Annotated in this window: 18 protein-coding genes and 1 pseudogene; 4 read left to right on the forward strand and 15 right to left on the reverse strand. The window is 56.4% G+C overall.

Going from position 1 to position 13,792, the window contains the following annotated elements; all coding sequences use genetic code 11:
- Positions 1-6: 6 nt before the first annotated feature.
- The 4 genes from BA177_RS17230 to BA177_RS17245 form a co-directional block, all read right to left on the reverse strand.
- The gene (locus BA177_RS17230) at positions 7-303 is read right to left on the reverse strand and encodes a hypothetical protein (RefSeq protein WP_068618284.1); all 297 of its coding nucleotides are present in this window, start codon (positions 301-303) and stop codon (positions 7-9) included.
- Positions 300-719 (reverse strand): hypothetical protein, encoded by a 420-nt coding sequence (locus tag BA177_RS17235; protein WP_068618286.1) that lies wholly within the window; start codon positions 717-719, stop codon positions 300-302. The genes BA177_RS17230 and BA177_RS17235 overlap by 4 nt, the downstream gene beginning before the upstream one ends.
- Positions 720-725: 6 nt before the next feature.
- Entirely contained in the window at positions 726-1,016 is a 291-nt protein-coding gene (locus BA177_RS17240; protein WP_068618288.1) for a hypothetical protein, read from the reverse strand.
- Between the two features lie 216 nt (positions 1,017-1,232).
- Positions 1,233-2,540 (reverse strand): sigma-54-dependent transcriptional regulator, encoded by a 1,308-nt coding sequence (locus tag BA177_RS17245; protein ID WP_068618290.1) that lies wholly within the window; start codon positions 2,538-2,540, stop codon positions 1,233-1,235.
- Between the two features lie 287 nt (positions 2,541-2,827).
- On the opposite strand from BA177_RS17245, the gene BA177_RS17250 reads away from it, so the two are divergent.
- A complete protein-coding gene (locus BA177_RS17250) occupies positions 2,828-3,016 on the forward strand; it encodes a hypothetical protein (RefSeq protein WP_068618292.1) in 189 nt (62 codons plus the stop codon).
- Between the two features lie 113 nt (positions 3,017-3,129).
- Here the strand turns inward: BA177_RS17250 and BA177_RS17255 are convergent, their stop codons facing one another.
- The 3 genes from BA177_RS17255 to BA177_RS17265 form a co-directional block, all read right to left on the reverse strand.
- Positions 3,130-3,408, reverse strand: coding sequence for a hypothetical protein (locus BA177_RS17255; RefSeq protein ID WP_068618295.1), 279 nt, complete (start codon positions 3,406-3,408; stop codon positions 3,130-3,132).
- 10 nt (positions 3,409-3,418) lie between these two features.
- Positions 3,419-3,616: a PLD nuclease N-terminal domain-containing protein gene (locus tag BA177_RS17260; protein WP_156762893.1), complete on the reverse strand. Its 198-nt coding sequence runs from the start codon at positions 3,614-3,616 to the stop codon at positions 3,419-3,421.
- A 99-nt stretch (positions 3,617-3,715) separates the two neighbouring features.
- Complete coding sequence (locus tag BA177_RS17265; protein ID WP_068618296.1) at positions 3,716-3,889, reverse strand: DUF1328 domain-containing protein; 174 nt, start codon at positions 3,887-3,889, stop codon at positions 3,716-3,718.
- A 413-nt stretch (positions 3,890-4,302) separates the two neighbouring features.
- On the opposite strand from BA177_RS17265, the gene BA177_RS17270 reads away from it, so the two are divergent.
- Positions 4,303-4,506 (forward strand): CsbD family protein, encoded by a 204-nt coding sequence (locus tag BA177_RS17270; RefSeq protein WP_068618298.1) that lies wholly within the window; start codon positions 4,303-4,305, stop codon positions 4,504-4,506.
- Positions 4,507-4,566: 60 nt separating this feature from the next.
- On the opposite strand, the gene BA177_RS17275 is transcribed toward BA177_RS17270, so the two are convergent.
- The gene (locus BA177_RS17275; protein ID WP_068618300.1) at positions 4,567-4,941 is read right to left on the reverse strand and encodes a response regulator; all 375 of its coding nucleotides are present in this window, start codon (positions 4,939-4,941) and stop codon (positions 4,567-4,569) included.
- A 78-nt stretch (positions 4,942-5,019) separates the two neighbouring features.
- Here BA177_RS17275 and BA177_RS17280 point away from each other — a divergent pair, with 78 nt between their 5' ends.
- The gene (locus BA177_RS17280; protein WP_068618302.1) at positions 5,020-7,029 is read left to right on the forward strand and encodes a sensor histidine kinase; all 2,010 of its coding nucleotides are present in this window, start codon (positions 5,020-5,022) and stop codon (positions 7,027-7,029) included.
- Here BA177_RS17280 and BA177_RS17285 read toward each other — a convergent pair.
- Positions 7,001-8,395 (reverse strand): phospholipase D-like domain-containing protein, encoded by a 1,395-nt coding sequence (locus BA177_RS17285; protein ID WP_082990224.1) that lies wholly within the window; start codon positions 8,393-8,395, stop codon positions 7,001-7,003. The genes BA177_RS17280 and BA177_RS17285 overlap by 29 nt on opposite strands.
- Positions 8,396-8,699: 304 nt before the next feature.
- Here BA177_RS17285 and BA177_RS17290 point away from each other — a divergent pair, with 304 nt between their 5' ends.
- Positions 8,700-9,059 (forward strand): cupin domain-containing protein, encoded by a 360-nt coding sequence (locus BA177_RS17290; RefSeq protein ID WP_068619597.1) that lies wholly within the window; start codon positions 8,700-8,702, stop codon positions 9,057-9,059.
- 21 nt (positions 9,060-9,080) lie between these two features.
- On the opposite strand, the pseudogene BA177_RS19215 reads toward BA177_RS17290, so the two are convergent.
- The 6 genes and pseudogenes from BA177_RS19215 to BA177_RS17320 all read right to left on the reverse strand — a co-directional run bounded on the left by BA177_RS19215 (position 9,081) and on the right by BA177_RS17320 (position 13,759).
- A pseudogene (locus tag BA177_RS19215) lies at positions 9,081-9,862 on the reverse strand (SCO family protein).
- Positions 9,756-10,361: a toxin-antitoxin system YwqK family antitoxin gene (locus tag BA177_RS18985; protein ID WP_231892468.1), complete on the reverse strand. Its 606-nt coding sequence runs from the start codon at positions 10,359-10,361 to the stop codon at positions 9,756-9,758. Before BA177_RS18985 ends, BA177_RS19215 begins: the two are co-directional and overlap by 107 nt.
- Positions 10,362-10,371: 10 nt before the next feature.
- The gene (locus BA177_RS17305) at positions 10,372-11,190 is read right to left on the reverse strand and encodes a YHYH protein (RefSeq protein ID WP_068618303.1); all 819 of its coding nucleotides are present in this window, start codon (positions 11,188-11,190) and stop codon (positions 10,372-10,374) included.
- An 88-nt stretch (positions 11,191-11,278) separates the two neighbouring features.
- The gene (locus BA177_RS17310; protein WP_068618305.1) at positions 11,279-11,542 is read right to left on the reverse strand and encodes a hypothetical protein; all 264 of its coding nucleotides are present in this window, start codon (positions 11,540-11,542) and stop codon (positions 11,279-11,281) included.
- A 100-nt stretch (positions 11,543-11,642) separates the two neighbouring features.
- On the reverse strand, positions 11,643-12,320 hold the full coding sequence (locus BA177_RS17315; RefSeq protein ID WP_068618307.1) for a response regulator: 678 nt from the start codon (positions 12,318-12,320) through the stop codon (positions 11,643-11,645).
- Complete coding sequence (locus BA177_RS17320; protein WP_068618309.1) at positions 12,317-13,759, reverse strand: ATP-binding protein; 1,443 nt, start codon at positions 13,757-13,759, stop codon at positions 12,317-12,319. Before BA177_RS17320 ends, BA177_RS17315 begins: the two co-directional genes overlap by 4 nt.
- Between the last annotated feature and the right edge of the window lie 33 nt (positions 13,760-13,792).

A 13,792-nucleotide genomic window follows, 5' to 3' on the forward strand; every position in this document is an offset into this window, starting at 1 on the left:
GAGCAACTACGGCGTAACACCAGTAACCGGGCTGGTAAACAGCCGCGATACCAGGAATGCGGCATTCGCCGTACTCGCCACTTTGCGTCGAACCTTGGATCTGCCAGAAGCGTGGCCCGGATGATTCTTGCCGCTGCCCCAGAGAACACCGGCAGCGAAGAACAGTGCCAGAGAACCAGGGCTACCGAGATGCTCCCGTTTCCAGTTGTCGAGAGCACGACGATGACCTTCAAGCTCATTCGACTTCTCGATCGATAGTGCCCGCAACCGACGGACTGCAGCTTTCTGTTGGCTTAACGTCACGACGACATTCCTTTTGCCTGCAGTTGTTCTCGGGTTGCTACGAACTCCAGGTGTTTGCTCAGGGCGAGTACTTTGCGAACAAGCAGGCCAGCAATGAGCAAGTGGCCAACGGCGAGCAGGCCGAGCATAGCCCAGAGCGGAGCGCCCGCCGCCAGCAGGGCGAATACCCCGCCGGCCACTATCAGGCCCCAGGCGGTCAGCAGCAGGACCGCGGCGATCGTCCCGAGAAAAGCCATCAATGCCACGCTCGTGGCAGCCAGCCTCGCTTCTGCCAGAGCGAGCTCGGAAATTAGCCTGATACGCGCGCGGTGCGCGCCGAACCATCCGGCGACATGAGTCGCGACCGATTCGGCATCCCCGGCCGGTTCCGATGGATTAGCAAGGTCGGCGGCCTCGTTGTTAGCAGCGCTGTGCATGCAGATCTATCGGCGCAACAACGCAGACGCGATTACACCGGCAGCGAATGCCATACCTGCCGCGGCAAGTGGCTGCTCTCTGACGAACTCCTGCGTTTGCGACAGCACGTTCCCGGCCTTTTTGCTTGCCAACTCCTGAGTCGCTTCAGCCTTGTCTCCGACAGCGTGCGCACGCGCGCGGACTTCCTTTTCAGCCTTTTCTGCTTTTGCAGCGGCTGCGTCGATAAAGTTGTGCGCTGTTTCTGCGGCGTGTTGTGTTGTGGAGTGACTGGTTGCTTTGTTTGCTTTGGCGTTCATGTGCAATCTCCTCTCTACTGCAAATGTGGTGTGTCTTGCTGTTAGTAGGGAAGATGCAGAAACCATGCCAGCGCAAATCGGCGCCGGCAACGGAGTCTCTGTTGCCTAAATGCAGTCGTTGACTGGTATCGCGGCCTGCGGGCAGGGCTGCGTGCGTCATGATGGTTTTGTAAAAATTGCGACGGAACGCAATTTTTTCCGTTGCAGCCCGGGTGGCTAGCTTGTCGCGTCCTCACCGTATTCGTTAAGGCGGTTATACAGCGTCTTCAAACTCACCCCGAGGCTTTCTGCGGCGGCCTTCTTGTTGCCGCCGTATTGTTTTAACGTCGCAAGAATCAGATCCTTCTCAACGTCGGCAATCGAACGGCCGACGCTTAGGCCTTCGACCTCCACGTGCAGGTCGTCAAAGGTTTCGAGCGCCTCAACGACATCGCCTTCCGCCATGATGTAAGCACGATGTACGGTGTGCTTCAGCTCACGAACATTACCTGGCCACTGATGACTGGAAAATTGTTGCAACGCGCCCTCGGAGAACACTTTCTCGGTATTGTTGTCACGGTTCAGCGAATTCAAAAAGTGCTGCGCCAGCAGTTCGACATCCCCTTGCCGCTGCCTTAGTGGCGGCAGAACAAGGGGGAAAACCTGCAACCGGAAATACAGGTCTTCACGCAGTAAACCTTCGCGTACTGCTTCCGCAGGGTCGCGATTGGTGGCAGCAATCAACCTCGCATCCGTTGGTATCTCGGTTTCCCCGCCAACCCGCAGGAAGCGCCCGGTTTCCAGCACGCGGAGCAGGTGCGTTTGCAGCTCCATCGGCATCTCGGTGATTTCGTCGAGAAATAAGGTGCCACCATGTGCCCGCTCGAAGAAACCTGCGTGGCGTTTCGCCGCACCGGTAAAACTGCCCTTCTCATGACCGAACAGCTGACTGGAAATCAATTCTTTCGACAGGCCACCACAGTTCACAGGCACGAAGGGACCGCAGCGGTCACTCAATCGATGGACAGCCTCGGCGGCAAGTTCTTTACCTGTGCCGCTCTCCCCTTGAATGAACACCGTACTGGACGTTGGCGCAACCTGACGTAACTTCGTGACGACCGCCTGCATGACATCGCTATCACCAATCATCAGACCGGTCTTAACGACATCTTCGGCAGATTCCGGTCCCGAATCCACGGCGACCGCATTGATCATGCCGAGCATCTCCCGCGGCTCGATCGGCTTCTTCATGTAGCTGACACCGTCACCCGCCATCCCGCCGATCAGTGACTTGACCCCGGTATGACCCGTAATGACGATGATTTTCGCAGGCCGCTTTGTCTCGAATGCATCAAACAGCTCAAGCCCGCTCCCGTCCGGCAGCATCAGATCAAGCAACAATACGTCTGGTGTTCGCTCATTCAGCAGTTCGCGCGCGGCCGTGATCGTGTTTGCTGTAGCGACTTTATGGTCATGCAGGCGCAAGAATTCGGCCATGCCACTGGTGAATCCGGCTTCGTCATCAACAATTTGTATGTAAGCCATAGTTTCTTGCTCAAATATTGGCGATCAGGTCATTGATGATGAACATGCTTACCGCTGATCCGGCGGGAGTCAATATACGCAAGACGTGCGCGCGGCAAAATTTACGCGTTTTCTCGTTTTCGTAGTAGTTCTTACACAGAAGCCAGCGAAACAGGTACTCCCAACCGAAAGAATCACGTGCTAACCACGGCTGGCACGATCATTGCTTATTACTAACAGTAAGCGCAGCCGGTATTGGTTCGCGACGGAACGATTCGAATTCCATGGGTAAACTGGAGGATTAAGCAATGAAAACATCACTGACAATGGCTGCACTGCTCTTGGCCGGTATTCTGGCTGCTGGTTGCGACAATGACGGCCCGATGGAGAATGCAGGCGAAGCAATTGATGACGCAGCAACAGATGTAGCGAATGCCACGGAAGACGCATGTGAAGACATCAAGGAAGGTGCCGGCGCCGCAGACACAAACTGCTAAGCGCAATTGGCGACCATGTCGTCAGCGCTCCACGAATCTGCTGGATTCGTGGAGCGCTTTTTTATGAGCGCTTATTTGGCAAGGGAAAACCCGGCCCACCTGCGACCGCCGGCTTAGCTCGGGTCTCTGGCTGCGGCCTGCTCCGGGTTGGCGTTGCTCCTGGCAATATTCAGCGCAGCATTGACTCTCTGATACTGATTGGCTACCTCGCCGGCATCGTGCTCGCTGCTCAACATAGCTTCCTCGGTTGCCGTTTGCAGCTCGAGAAGATCCTGGATCCAGTCCTCAAGCACGGCGCATCGCTGATCCGGACTCAATGCCTGATCAGCGAGGACGTCATTCGGGTCGCCCTCCAGTCGGCCGCCGTACGGCAGCTGTGATTGCTCGCTCATCGCTGTCTCCTCATACAATTTGCGTGTGACCGTCGCCTTTCGGGCCAGCTATCGCCCAAACCACGAAACCCAGTACCGGCAACAGCAGTATGAGTACGGTCCACATCACCTTAGAACCGGATGTCGCACTGCTGCCCAGCGTTTTGATGATTGCCCATACATCCAGTATCAGAATCAGCAATCCGAAAAAGCCTACTTCTATTCCCATGACCTTGATCTCCTGTTTTTTTTGAACAACTCGCGAGCTGCTGCGGGCGTGTAATAGAAGCAAGGACGGGTCTACGTGACCCGCCCTGCTTCCGCTTGACTAGATAGGCGGTCGCCCGCGTAGAGCGCCAAAAATTGCGCTGACGATCAGTAGAACCAGAAAAATGAAGAACAGAATCTTCGCTATTCCTGCTGCGGCGCCTGCAATCCCGCCGAAGCCCAGTACTGCTGCGAGTATCGCCAGCACCAGAAACGCCAGTGACCATGAAAGCATTGTCGTGTACTCCTGTTAGTTCATTGCCAGGTTTTCCCGGCGTACAAAATAATGTTGCCAACAATGAATATGCAGGATGCGTACCAACAAAGTATCCGCACTGAAATACCGACTGTGGCTGCAAATCTCTTTACAGCGCACGGGAATAGTGGAATCCACGTTTGAAAATATTGCCGAGCCGGGAAAAATTTACGACGAATGCCGCACTACAAACACGAGGCAGTCCGGGCAAGACGCTGTTCAAGCGGTATTCGGCGGTTGGCACACATGTTGCTTCTTAGCTAAGCAAGACACGCCGCAAACCGGAACAACGGAACAGGCGTGTTCATCAAGCTTTCGAACTTTAAGCTGCGGGAAGCAGCCAGGCGACCGGTGAATTTTTCCGGTCAAGAATTTAAAGGAGGATTGCCGACATGAACGAAGACACCATCAAAGGAAACTGGAACGAACTCAAGGGCAAGGTCAAAGAGCAGTGGGGCCGATTGACTGATGACGAGATCGAGCAGATCGACGGCAAATCAGATCAACTGGTTGGCGCGATCCAGAAGCACTATGGTCGTTCAGTAGATGAAGCCAAGCGCGAGATTGATGAATGGCGGTCGGGCGTGAAGCACTAGATTTCAACAGCTCGAGAACGATCGGGCCGGCAGCATCGCTGTCGGCCCTTTTTTGCTAGCTTAGTGAATGGCTTCGATAGCTTTCGCCAGATCCCCGAGCGACAAAGGCTTTCTGAGATAACGGAAAACGTCTATGCCATCGGTCTCCGCGTAGAGTTCGTCCAGCGGGTAGGCGGTCATGAATATGACGGGTATCCCGAACTGCTCCTGAATTCGCCGCGCAACCGCAACTCCGGTTTCGCCGGCACCCAGCTGCCAGTCGCAAATCAGCAGGTTGGGGGCTTGTCGCTGAACCTCTGCGTACGCCACCTTCGCGTTCGGTGCCGTCACTACGTCGTAGCCACAGAATTCCAGGTACAAACCTGTTGCCTCACGGGCGCCAGGGTCATCTTCGACAATCAGAATGCGTTCGATTTTTTCGGCGACACTTGACATCACGGGTATCGATGATAGTGACCTGATTCCGATTCGACAAGGACAGACGTCGCAAAGTTGATCGGCTAGACTCCACAAATGACTGAATTTAGCCAGCCAAAGAACCACTGGTTTGCCAGGGAAATCCCGGCGATTACCGCCGCGATTTGCCTTGCGTCTGCCTGCGTAGTATTGGCAGGTTTGCTGTATGACTTTCCGTCATCGATATTCCCCGAAGGCAATCGGGTATCGATGAAAGCGAATACAGCAGTCGGCTTTATATTGGGCTCTCTGGCTGTCCTGGTCGCCAGCCGGCGGGCCTCTTTCCTGCAATCGATAGCACGCTGGGGAATCACGTCGCTCATGGCTGTTGTCGCGTTGTTTACCCTCCTCGAGTACTTGCTGCCACTGCGTATAAGTATTGATCAACTGCTGGTGCGAGCGGACAACGACGCCTTGCTGACCTCTTCGCCTGGCCGAATGGCGCCGACGACCGCTATCGGCTTTCTGGTCTTTGCCGTCGCCATCATGATCGATCACTGGGACGGTCTGGCAGCCCGAGTCGCTCGCCGCACGCTCCTGTCCATGCTCATCCTGATGGCAATCGGTGCCATTCTTGGCTACGCGTACGGTGCTCCTTCGCTCTACATGGGCATCGATGGTGTGACCGCCATGGCGCTGTCCACGGCCATTTTGTTCGTCGTACTCGCCATTGGTGGCATCTGGCTACGACCAACGTACGGACTCCCGGCAATATTGATGGAGCAGTCTCTGCTGGGGGCGAACGTTCGCGCGCTGGTACCCATGGTTGTTGCAGCGCCGTTACTGGTCGGAGCGGCTGTCGCGGCCGGGTACGGCCGATTCTACGAAGGTGAGTTCGCGATTGCGCTGACTTCGCTGGGCTCGGTCATGGCAGCAACTCTGATTGCCATCGTTTCCATCGTTATCTTGCGCAAATCAGAAGCCGCGATGCTGATTAAGGACCGTGCACTGGCGGCAACTGCCAACGGCATTGTCATCACCGATCATCAGGCTTTGAACGAACCGATTGTCTACATCAATCCGGCGTTCACGCGCATAACCGGTTACGAGGAAGAAGACCTGTCCGGTCTGAACTGCCGGTTTCTGAACCCCGACCTTGCGGGAAGCAAAGAGGTCAGAGCGGAATTGCGGCATTGCCTGAGCACCGGCACGGCCACCACGGTTGAACTGCCGAATCGCCGCAAGGACGGCGAGTTGTTCTGGAACCGGCTGAGTATTTCGCCGATTCACGGGCGTGATGGCACGGTCACACACTACGTTGGCGTGATCGATGATGTAACTCAACGACGGAAGCAACAAGAACAGCTTCACAATGCTTTGCAAGAAACCCGCAAAGCGAACTCAATACGCAATACGTTTGTACGCCTCGTAAGCCATGAACTTCGGACCCCCCTCAATTCCGCACTGACATGGCTTCGGCTGCTGGAAGTTGACGACCGTGAACAGACCCGGCAGAAAGGCATGCAGGTGATCGCGGAAAGCATTGAATCGCAATCACGCCTGATTGACGACCTCGTTGACGTGACACGCTATTCGGGTGCCGGCATCCGTGTCGAGAAAGCTCAGGTTGACGTCAAAGACCTGACCGAGAAAGCGGTCGAAGAATTGCGGCCGACGATTGAGGACAATCAGACGCTGGAGCTCACCATTGTTGACGGCGATTACAGCGCGAATATCGATGGGGGCCGCTATCAGCAGATAGTGCGCAATCTGTTGAGCAACGCGCACAAATACACCCCGGCCGCCGGGCGAATTTCCGTACACCTTATGGTTGATTCGCAGGCCATGACTTTGCGCGTCAGTGATACAGGCAAGGGATTGACGGCCGACGAGATTGAGAACGTCTTTGAGCCTTTCTGGCGTGCCGAATCCCATCAACCCGGCCTCGGTGTCGGGTTGTCTATCGTCTATTCACTGGTTGCGGCGCACGGCGGCACGATTGATGTCGTCAGCGAAGGTCCGGACCAGGGCAGCTCCTTTATCATCCGCTTGCCTCGCCAGGCGTCTGATGCGACGGACGGGGACGGCGCGAGCGCTGCTACAACCAATACTCCACCACCCAACTGAAAACCTCTTTCAGCCGGTCAAGTGCCGGCCGCTGCTTCCATTGCTCCAGCGTCACTTCACGGGTATCACTCAGGTCGAGCTCAAACTGTGCTTCCATCTGCTTGCCAAAATGGGGACCCAGGACAATGGCGTTCACTTCGTCGTTGTGCAGAAAACTTCGGTAGTCGAGATTACTGGAACCCACCGTCGACCAGACTCCATCGATAACGGCCGTTTTGGCATGCAGAAAAGTACCTGTCGTTTCGTAGATACGAATGCCGCGCTCCAGCAGCTTGCCGTAACGGGAGCGGGATGCGTGCAGAATGGCGGCTGAGTCGGATATGCCCGGGACGATCAGCCGCACATCCACGCCACGTGCGGCCGCATCGCCCAACAAGGTCGTGAAAGTCTCATCGGGTGCGAAGTAGGCCTGCGTTATCCATATCCGGCTTTCGGTCCGTTGCATGGCCTCGAGGTAGGCCCTGTAGATGGGCGACTCCTGGCCGTCACCGCCTTCAGAGTGCAACACCGCCACTACGTCGTCGCAGGATCCGTCGGTTTTGCATTCGGCGAACTGCCCCGCCGCCGGCGTCAGCTCTTCACCTTCCCAGTTGTCCGCGAACGCCGCCTGAAATGCAGCAACGGCTGGACCACGGACAGCCAGATGGGTATCGCGCCACCCTGACAACAGCGGGTCTTTGCGTTTGCGTAAACGGTCATTGGACGCACTCGAGTAGGTATTGGACACATTGATGCCGCCGGTAAAAGCGACAGCATCGTCGACGATCAACAGCTTGCGGTGGGTGCGATTGTTAGCCTTGAGCGGATTGCCACCGGACAACGGATTGATCCCGTTGAACTCCTGAACCTGTATGCCCGCGTTGGTGAGCAGATCGAAGAACTCCTCGTCGCTGATCCAGCTTCCAATGCTGTCGTAGATAAGCCGCACAGTGACGCCTGCGCGGCTGCGCTCTATGAGTGCATCGGCAAAACGTTGCCCGACTTCGTCGTCGGCGAAGATATAGGTTTCGATGTTGATCGATTCACGGGCTGCCGCGATCGCCTCCAGCATCGCCGCGTAAGTTCTTGGGCCATCGACCAGCAAAGTGGCTTTGTTCCCTTTATACAGTGGCGTTTCGCTAAGTGAGGTCAGCATTGAAATGCTTTCCGCCGCCGCTGTCGGATCAGGCGAATCTTTGACAATCGTCTGAACAACTTTTTCCGCCTGATCCGTACTCATGACACCCTCCTCATTGACGATAGTCGGTGTTGCGGTCGTTGATACCGGAATGCGTGCAACTGAACATGCCAGCAGCGATGCTGAAAAAGCCGCGAGCAATGCGACGTTGCGTGTTTCCGGCATGAGCCAGCGTGCTTGCTTGTACATCGCAATATATCCCCGGCAGGCGGAAAGCGAACCTGTCCAAATATCCTCCTGAAGAAAATTGCAGTATTCGTGCCAGTGTCCGGCACGCGTAAGCCCCCCCAATTCATTGGAGCTTGCGCCACGCCGCCATGAGGTCCGGGTCAAAATTACAGAAGCGTGTAAATTTTTCGGCTTGCTGGCCAGGCAGAGGCAATGCCATCGACTTGATTGATTAATCGGTATTAAACAGATTTCGAAGTTGCCATTCAGTCGCGTTTATTGCACGATCGTTCAGCCAAATTTGGCAGCAGATCAGGAGTCGCACGTGGCTGTTAAGCAGGAGAAGAACGTCGCCGGTATTCCGTCCGAGGAGCTCGAGGACTGGGGCCCGGTGGGGCTGCCACTGTCCGGGACGGTCTCGCAGCTGCGCGGGCGCGTCATCAACGAGCATGCGGATGGCTCGGAGGCAGGAATCTGGGAATCCACGCCGGGAACCTGGACCCGTCAGGTGATGGATGCAGAAATCGCCACGTTTCTCAGTGGCCGCGCGCTGTTCCACCCGGCGGTGGGCGAGACGATCGACATCAACGCTGGCGACACAGTGTATTTTGATGAGAACAGCAAAGGCACGTGGGAGATACTGGAAACCACGCGCAAAACCTACCTGACCTTTAAACGCGAGTGACGACGGTCGGGTAAAGAAAGCTCAATCGGCACCCGCCGTTGCTCCCTGCAGAATCTCGATATCACTCAGCAGGTGGTTCACGGACGTCGTGCTCAAGCCGTTGTAGACACCCCGGATATGCCGGTTCTGATCGATCAGCAGCAAGTTTTCGGTGTGCAGAAAGTCGCTTAACTTGTCGGGGTTACCCAGGTCTTCATTGGCAAAGTACGCGTCTTTCGCAAGCTCGTAAATCGCCTTTTTATCACCGGTAAGCAGATGCCATTTGCCACTGATAACGCCGTAATCGCGTGCGTAGGCCTGCAGAATTTCCCGGGTATCGGTGGTAGGTCGGATGGAGTGCGACAGTATGTAAACGCTGTCGTATCTGCAAATGCTTCCTGCACCTTGACGAGTCGTGACCTGACCGTGGGACAAATGCCGGGGCACGTCGTAAAGAAAAAATTGGCGACGTAGATCTTGTTCTCCACGTCACGATCGCTGATCGCCTGGCCATCCTGATTGGTGAAGCTGAACTCAGGTATACGATGAAAGTCCTGCAGGTCAGGGCTGTCCTTTTCAATCCAGTGTGGAGTGAAATCGGCGGTATTGTAGTAAGGCAGCTCTTCGGCAGTCGCCGCGTTGGCTAGCATCACACTCAGGGCACCGACCACGCAAGCGAATAACACCTTCGTGAAACGGATATACCAACGGTGGCGGCTAATTGAGGACAAAGGCTTCGTCGTCCAGCTCAATGCAGAGATTGGCGTTGCGCAGCCCGTACGTTCTTCCATTTCTGTACTCGAAATTACTGAATAGTTTGCCATTGGTTCGCCATCCCTGTTGCAGACCGACGGGTTCGCCAGCGTCATAGTTGTATCGTTTGAATTTTTGGCCGCCCCGGTACCACGACCAAGCGACACCGTTCGGTTTGTCGTCCAGGTACTCGGTTCGCGTACGAATGTTGCCGTTACTCCACCAGCTGGTTGTTGGGCCTTCACGTCGACCCTCGCGGTAGCTCGACTCGAAGGCCGGCTGGCCGTTCTCGTGCCACATCCTCAAGTAGCCGTGGCGGCGACCGTCAGCGTATTGTTCCGCGCGCGCCAGCCCACCGTTTGCGAAATAGCTGCGCGCCTCTCCGCTGAAAGGCCGGTTGCCGTACTCCCGTTTACCGGTGCGGTTGTTAATCGTCAGTTGCGAAATATCGACGACCTCAGCAGCCGGTGAGATCGCGAAGACGCTGTACCGCTCAGGCGTCAGCAGCAACAGCAAACACGCCATCGCCAAAGCAAAACCTGCTGTGATACCGGCTCTTTTCATCGTCATCAGTTTCCCGTTAATTGCTGATCGAGCTGGGCGTGCCCTGATAGTCTTCCGGGAACAGCAAGTAGTAAGCGCCGAGGTAGAACTCGTTCATGATGTGATAGTGATACTCCGCCTCACCTTGGGAATGCTGCGTGACACTGGTGTGACCACCGGAAGCATCAAGATCTGTCGGATAAGTACCCGGTGTTGAATAACATTGCCTGCCGTACAGGAAGAAGCCGTCGGCAATCACACCGACCAAGGCCTCGTCGTCGTTACTGATTGCCTTGGGTTCGAGGTGATAGTGGTAGGTCTGTGGCCCGGTATGAGCGCCGTTGCTGTCGAAGCCCTGAATGACACCGATCTCGAGATTAACGTTCGGACCTTCCTGATCATTGAAGATGGGCGCTCCGCTAACCGCAATGCCAACAGGCCCAAGACTTGTCGCCGAAGAGCTCGCTGCACGCGTGGGGCTGGCGGGCGCCCTCAAAGTGAACAGATTGTTGTAGTCCTCGATATAACCCGGCGACATGTGTGACACGGTCGTGACGTTCGGATCCGGCGCCACGTACAGGCCGCTGGCATTGTTCGGGTTCCAGTACGGCGAAGTGTGGTCCGGACGGCCGGTCGCTTCAATAACGACCGTGTCGCCATCAAGTGCGACAGTGACATTGGCGCCGAACCACTGGTAGGCATTGTGCAGCGTTGCCGTCACCTCTCCGCTAACGGTGCCATCGCTGTCAGCCTCCGCCTCGCTACTCACCGAACTGCCGGACCCGCAAGCACTCAACGCAATGGCACAGAATGCGCTCAAAGCTATCAGTGCGAACGGCTCAGCGTACGCCGGCATCTTATTCCTGCAGGTGTAAGTTTGATTCATAAGCAATGGTCCTTGTGATCTGCGCTGGTGGTCCGGGTCTTTGCCGCACCCAGGCGTGCTATTGGCTACGCGGACTCAATCCCGGTGGACCACCTGCCGGGCGGCAAGCCAATGGCCTGTCGTCCGGTGCATCACAGCTGCCTTCCAGAATTTCGCCTTCCCTGTCTGCAAAACTGCAGGGGTCGCCCTGCACGGCAGTTGCACAAGCTTCCACGGCTACTTTTGGCGGGCCGCGCCGATCGCGCTCTGAATCACCATTCTCGGCGTGCGCGAAACTCGTCATCAGCAACGAGGCTAGAATCAGGGCAGTACGTTGTTTCATTTCAGGCTCCCGGGGTTTCCGTATTGATGAGCCTGCAGTGTGGATGGCAACAGCGCAGAGAGTGCGGAGGAATTGTGCAGATCCGGCGGAGATTGCTGCTCTATTCGAGTTTGTAGCCGACCCCGTAGATCGAACGAATGATGTCCTCGGAACCGGCCGCACGATGCACCTTCTGACGAAGATTCTTGATGTGCGAGTCGATTGTGCGATCGCTGACAATACGCCCGTCATCGTAGATGTTGTTCATGAGCTGATCGCGGGAGAAAACCCGGCCTGGCTGACTGGCCAGCAAGGCCAGCAGGCGAAACTCAACGGGTGTCAGGTCTACAACCTGGCCATTTACCGTTGCACAGAATTTTTCCACATCAATATGCAATCGCTCCGTAGCTACTGTTTGCGTCGGCAAAGCCTGTGCCCGACGCAACAACGCTTTTACCCGGGCAATAACCTCGCGTGGACTGAACGGTTTGCAGACGTAATCATCAGCACCCAGCTCCAGACCCAACAAGCGGTCGATCTCGTCGATGCGGGCGGTAATCATGATGACCGGTACTTGCGTAAACTCACGCAGTTCACGGCAAACCGCCAGACCGTCTTTGCCGGGTAGCATCAGGTCAAGAAGAATGATGTCCGGACTGTGATTACGCACCCAGTCGGCAACGGTATCGCCGCGATCGAGGCAATGAACCTGGTAGTTCGCTTGCTGCAAATAGTCACGCAACAGGGCGGCGATCTTTGGCTCGTCCTCGACGACCAGGACAGTAGTGGCGACGCTCATGAGACGATCCTGTTAACGACGGGCAATTGCATACGCACGGTCAGCCCGCCCTGTGTGGAATGCAGCGCAGTAATCGTTCCGCCGTGCGCTTCGACAATGGCCTTGCAGATTGACAGGCCCAGTCCGGAGCCACCGGTCGCCCGACTGCGCGACGAATCCACGCGAAACAGGCGATCAAACAATCGTGGCAATGCGGAATCCGGTACGCCGGGTGCTGAATCGGCAAACTCGATGCTGACGAACTGCTGGTCCAGACGGCACGTTACGGTCAGCGTACCCGGCGTGTCGGTGTAGCGCAGCGTGTTCTCGATCAGGTTGGAAAACAATTGCTCAAGCTTCAGCACATCGGCGGATACGGTAACGCTCTTCGCGGGCAGGTTTTGCTTCAACTGGATACCGTTATTGAGCAATCGCGATCTCGCCCTGTCGAGCATGCCATGGAGCACAGCGACCACGTCCACGATTTCGCGCTGATCGTCCAGACCTTGCTCATCCAAAACCGACAAGTGGTGCAGCTCACCCACGAGCCCGACCAAGCGATTTACTTCGGCTTTCAGTGATTGTTGACTCGCGGCATCAAAGGTGCGCACGCCGTCTTCAATTGCGCTTAATTCACCGTGTAACACGGACAATGGTGTACGTAGTTCGTGCGCAATATCGGCCACCCATTGCTGCCGGCTCGTGCGGTCGCGCTCCAGATATTCAGCGAGCTGATTGAAGTCGCGCGCCAAATCGCCGAGTTCATCGTTCCGTTGTGCGGCGATTCGTGTTTCATATTTGCCGGCTGCAACAGCGTGGGTCCCTTTAGCGAGCGCACGAACGGGCCGCGTAAGCTGCTGCGCGAGCAACGCTGCCATTATTGCAGCCGCGACCAGACCTGCTCCGGCAATAATCAGAATCGAACGCCCCTGCTTCCGGGCGAAGCGCTCGTCGAGGTCGTCCATAAGATTCATCCCGGGCGCCAGAACGATATACCCGACTGCTACGCCATCGATCGTAACAGCGGTTGAAGTGGTTTCACCCACGCCCGGTGGTTCACCAACGATGGGCACTCCATCGCTATCGGTAAGCGCAATGCGCCGCCCCAGCTCAAGCGGATCACGTGGCGGCGGCCCTGGTCTACCCGGTCCTGCTCCCGGTCGGGCACCAGGCCCCGGTTCCCGGGCGTGTTCTCTGCCTGCTGACCGACCGGAGTTCATGCGGAATAAATCGTTCCAGCGTCGCTGGTTGCCTGCCAGTGATGCCAGGCTGCCCTCGTTGCGATAAAGCTCCTCAAGCGCGGCCGCCACGTTGCCGATTGTCGCAGCTTCCTGTTCACCGACGTATTCGAGAAAACCTTGCTCGAACGTCCAACGGGTGGCAACGGCGCTCGACCCAAGGATCACAAAGGTGACCAGGGTGAGGGCCAGGAAGATTCGCGTGGCGATAGTGATGCGCATGCGTCAAGAGTAACAAGCCGAACGGGAAAGCGG

It is taken from the genome of Woeseia oceani, assembly GCF_001677435.1.
In the GTDB taxonomy this organism is placed as follows: Bacteria; Pseudomonadota; Gammaproteobacteria; order Steroidobacterales; family Woeseiaceae; genus Woeseia; species Woeseia oceani.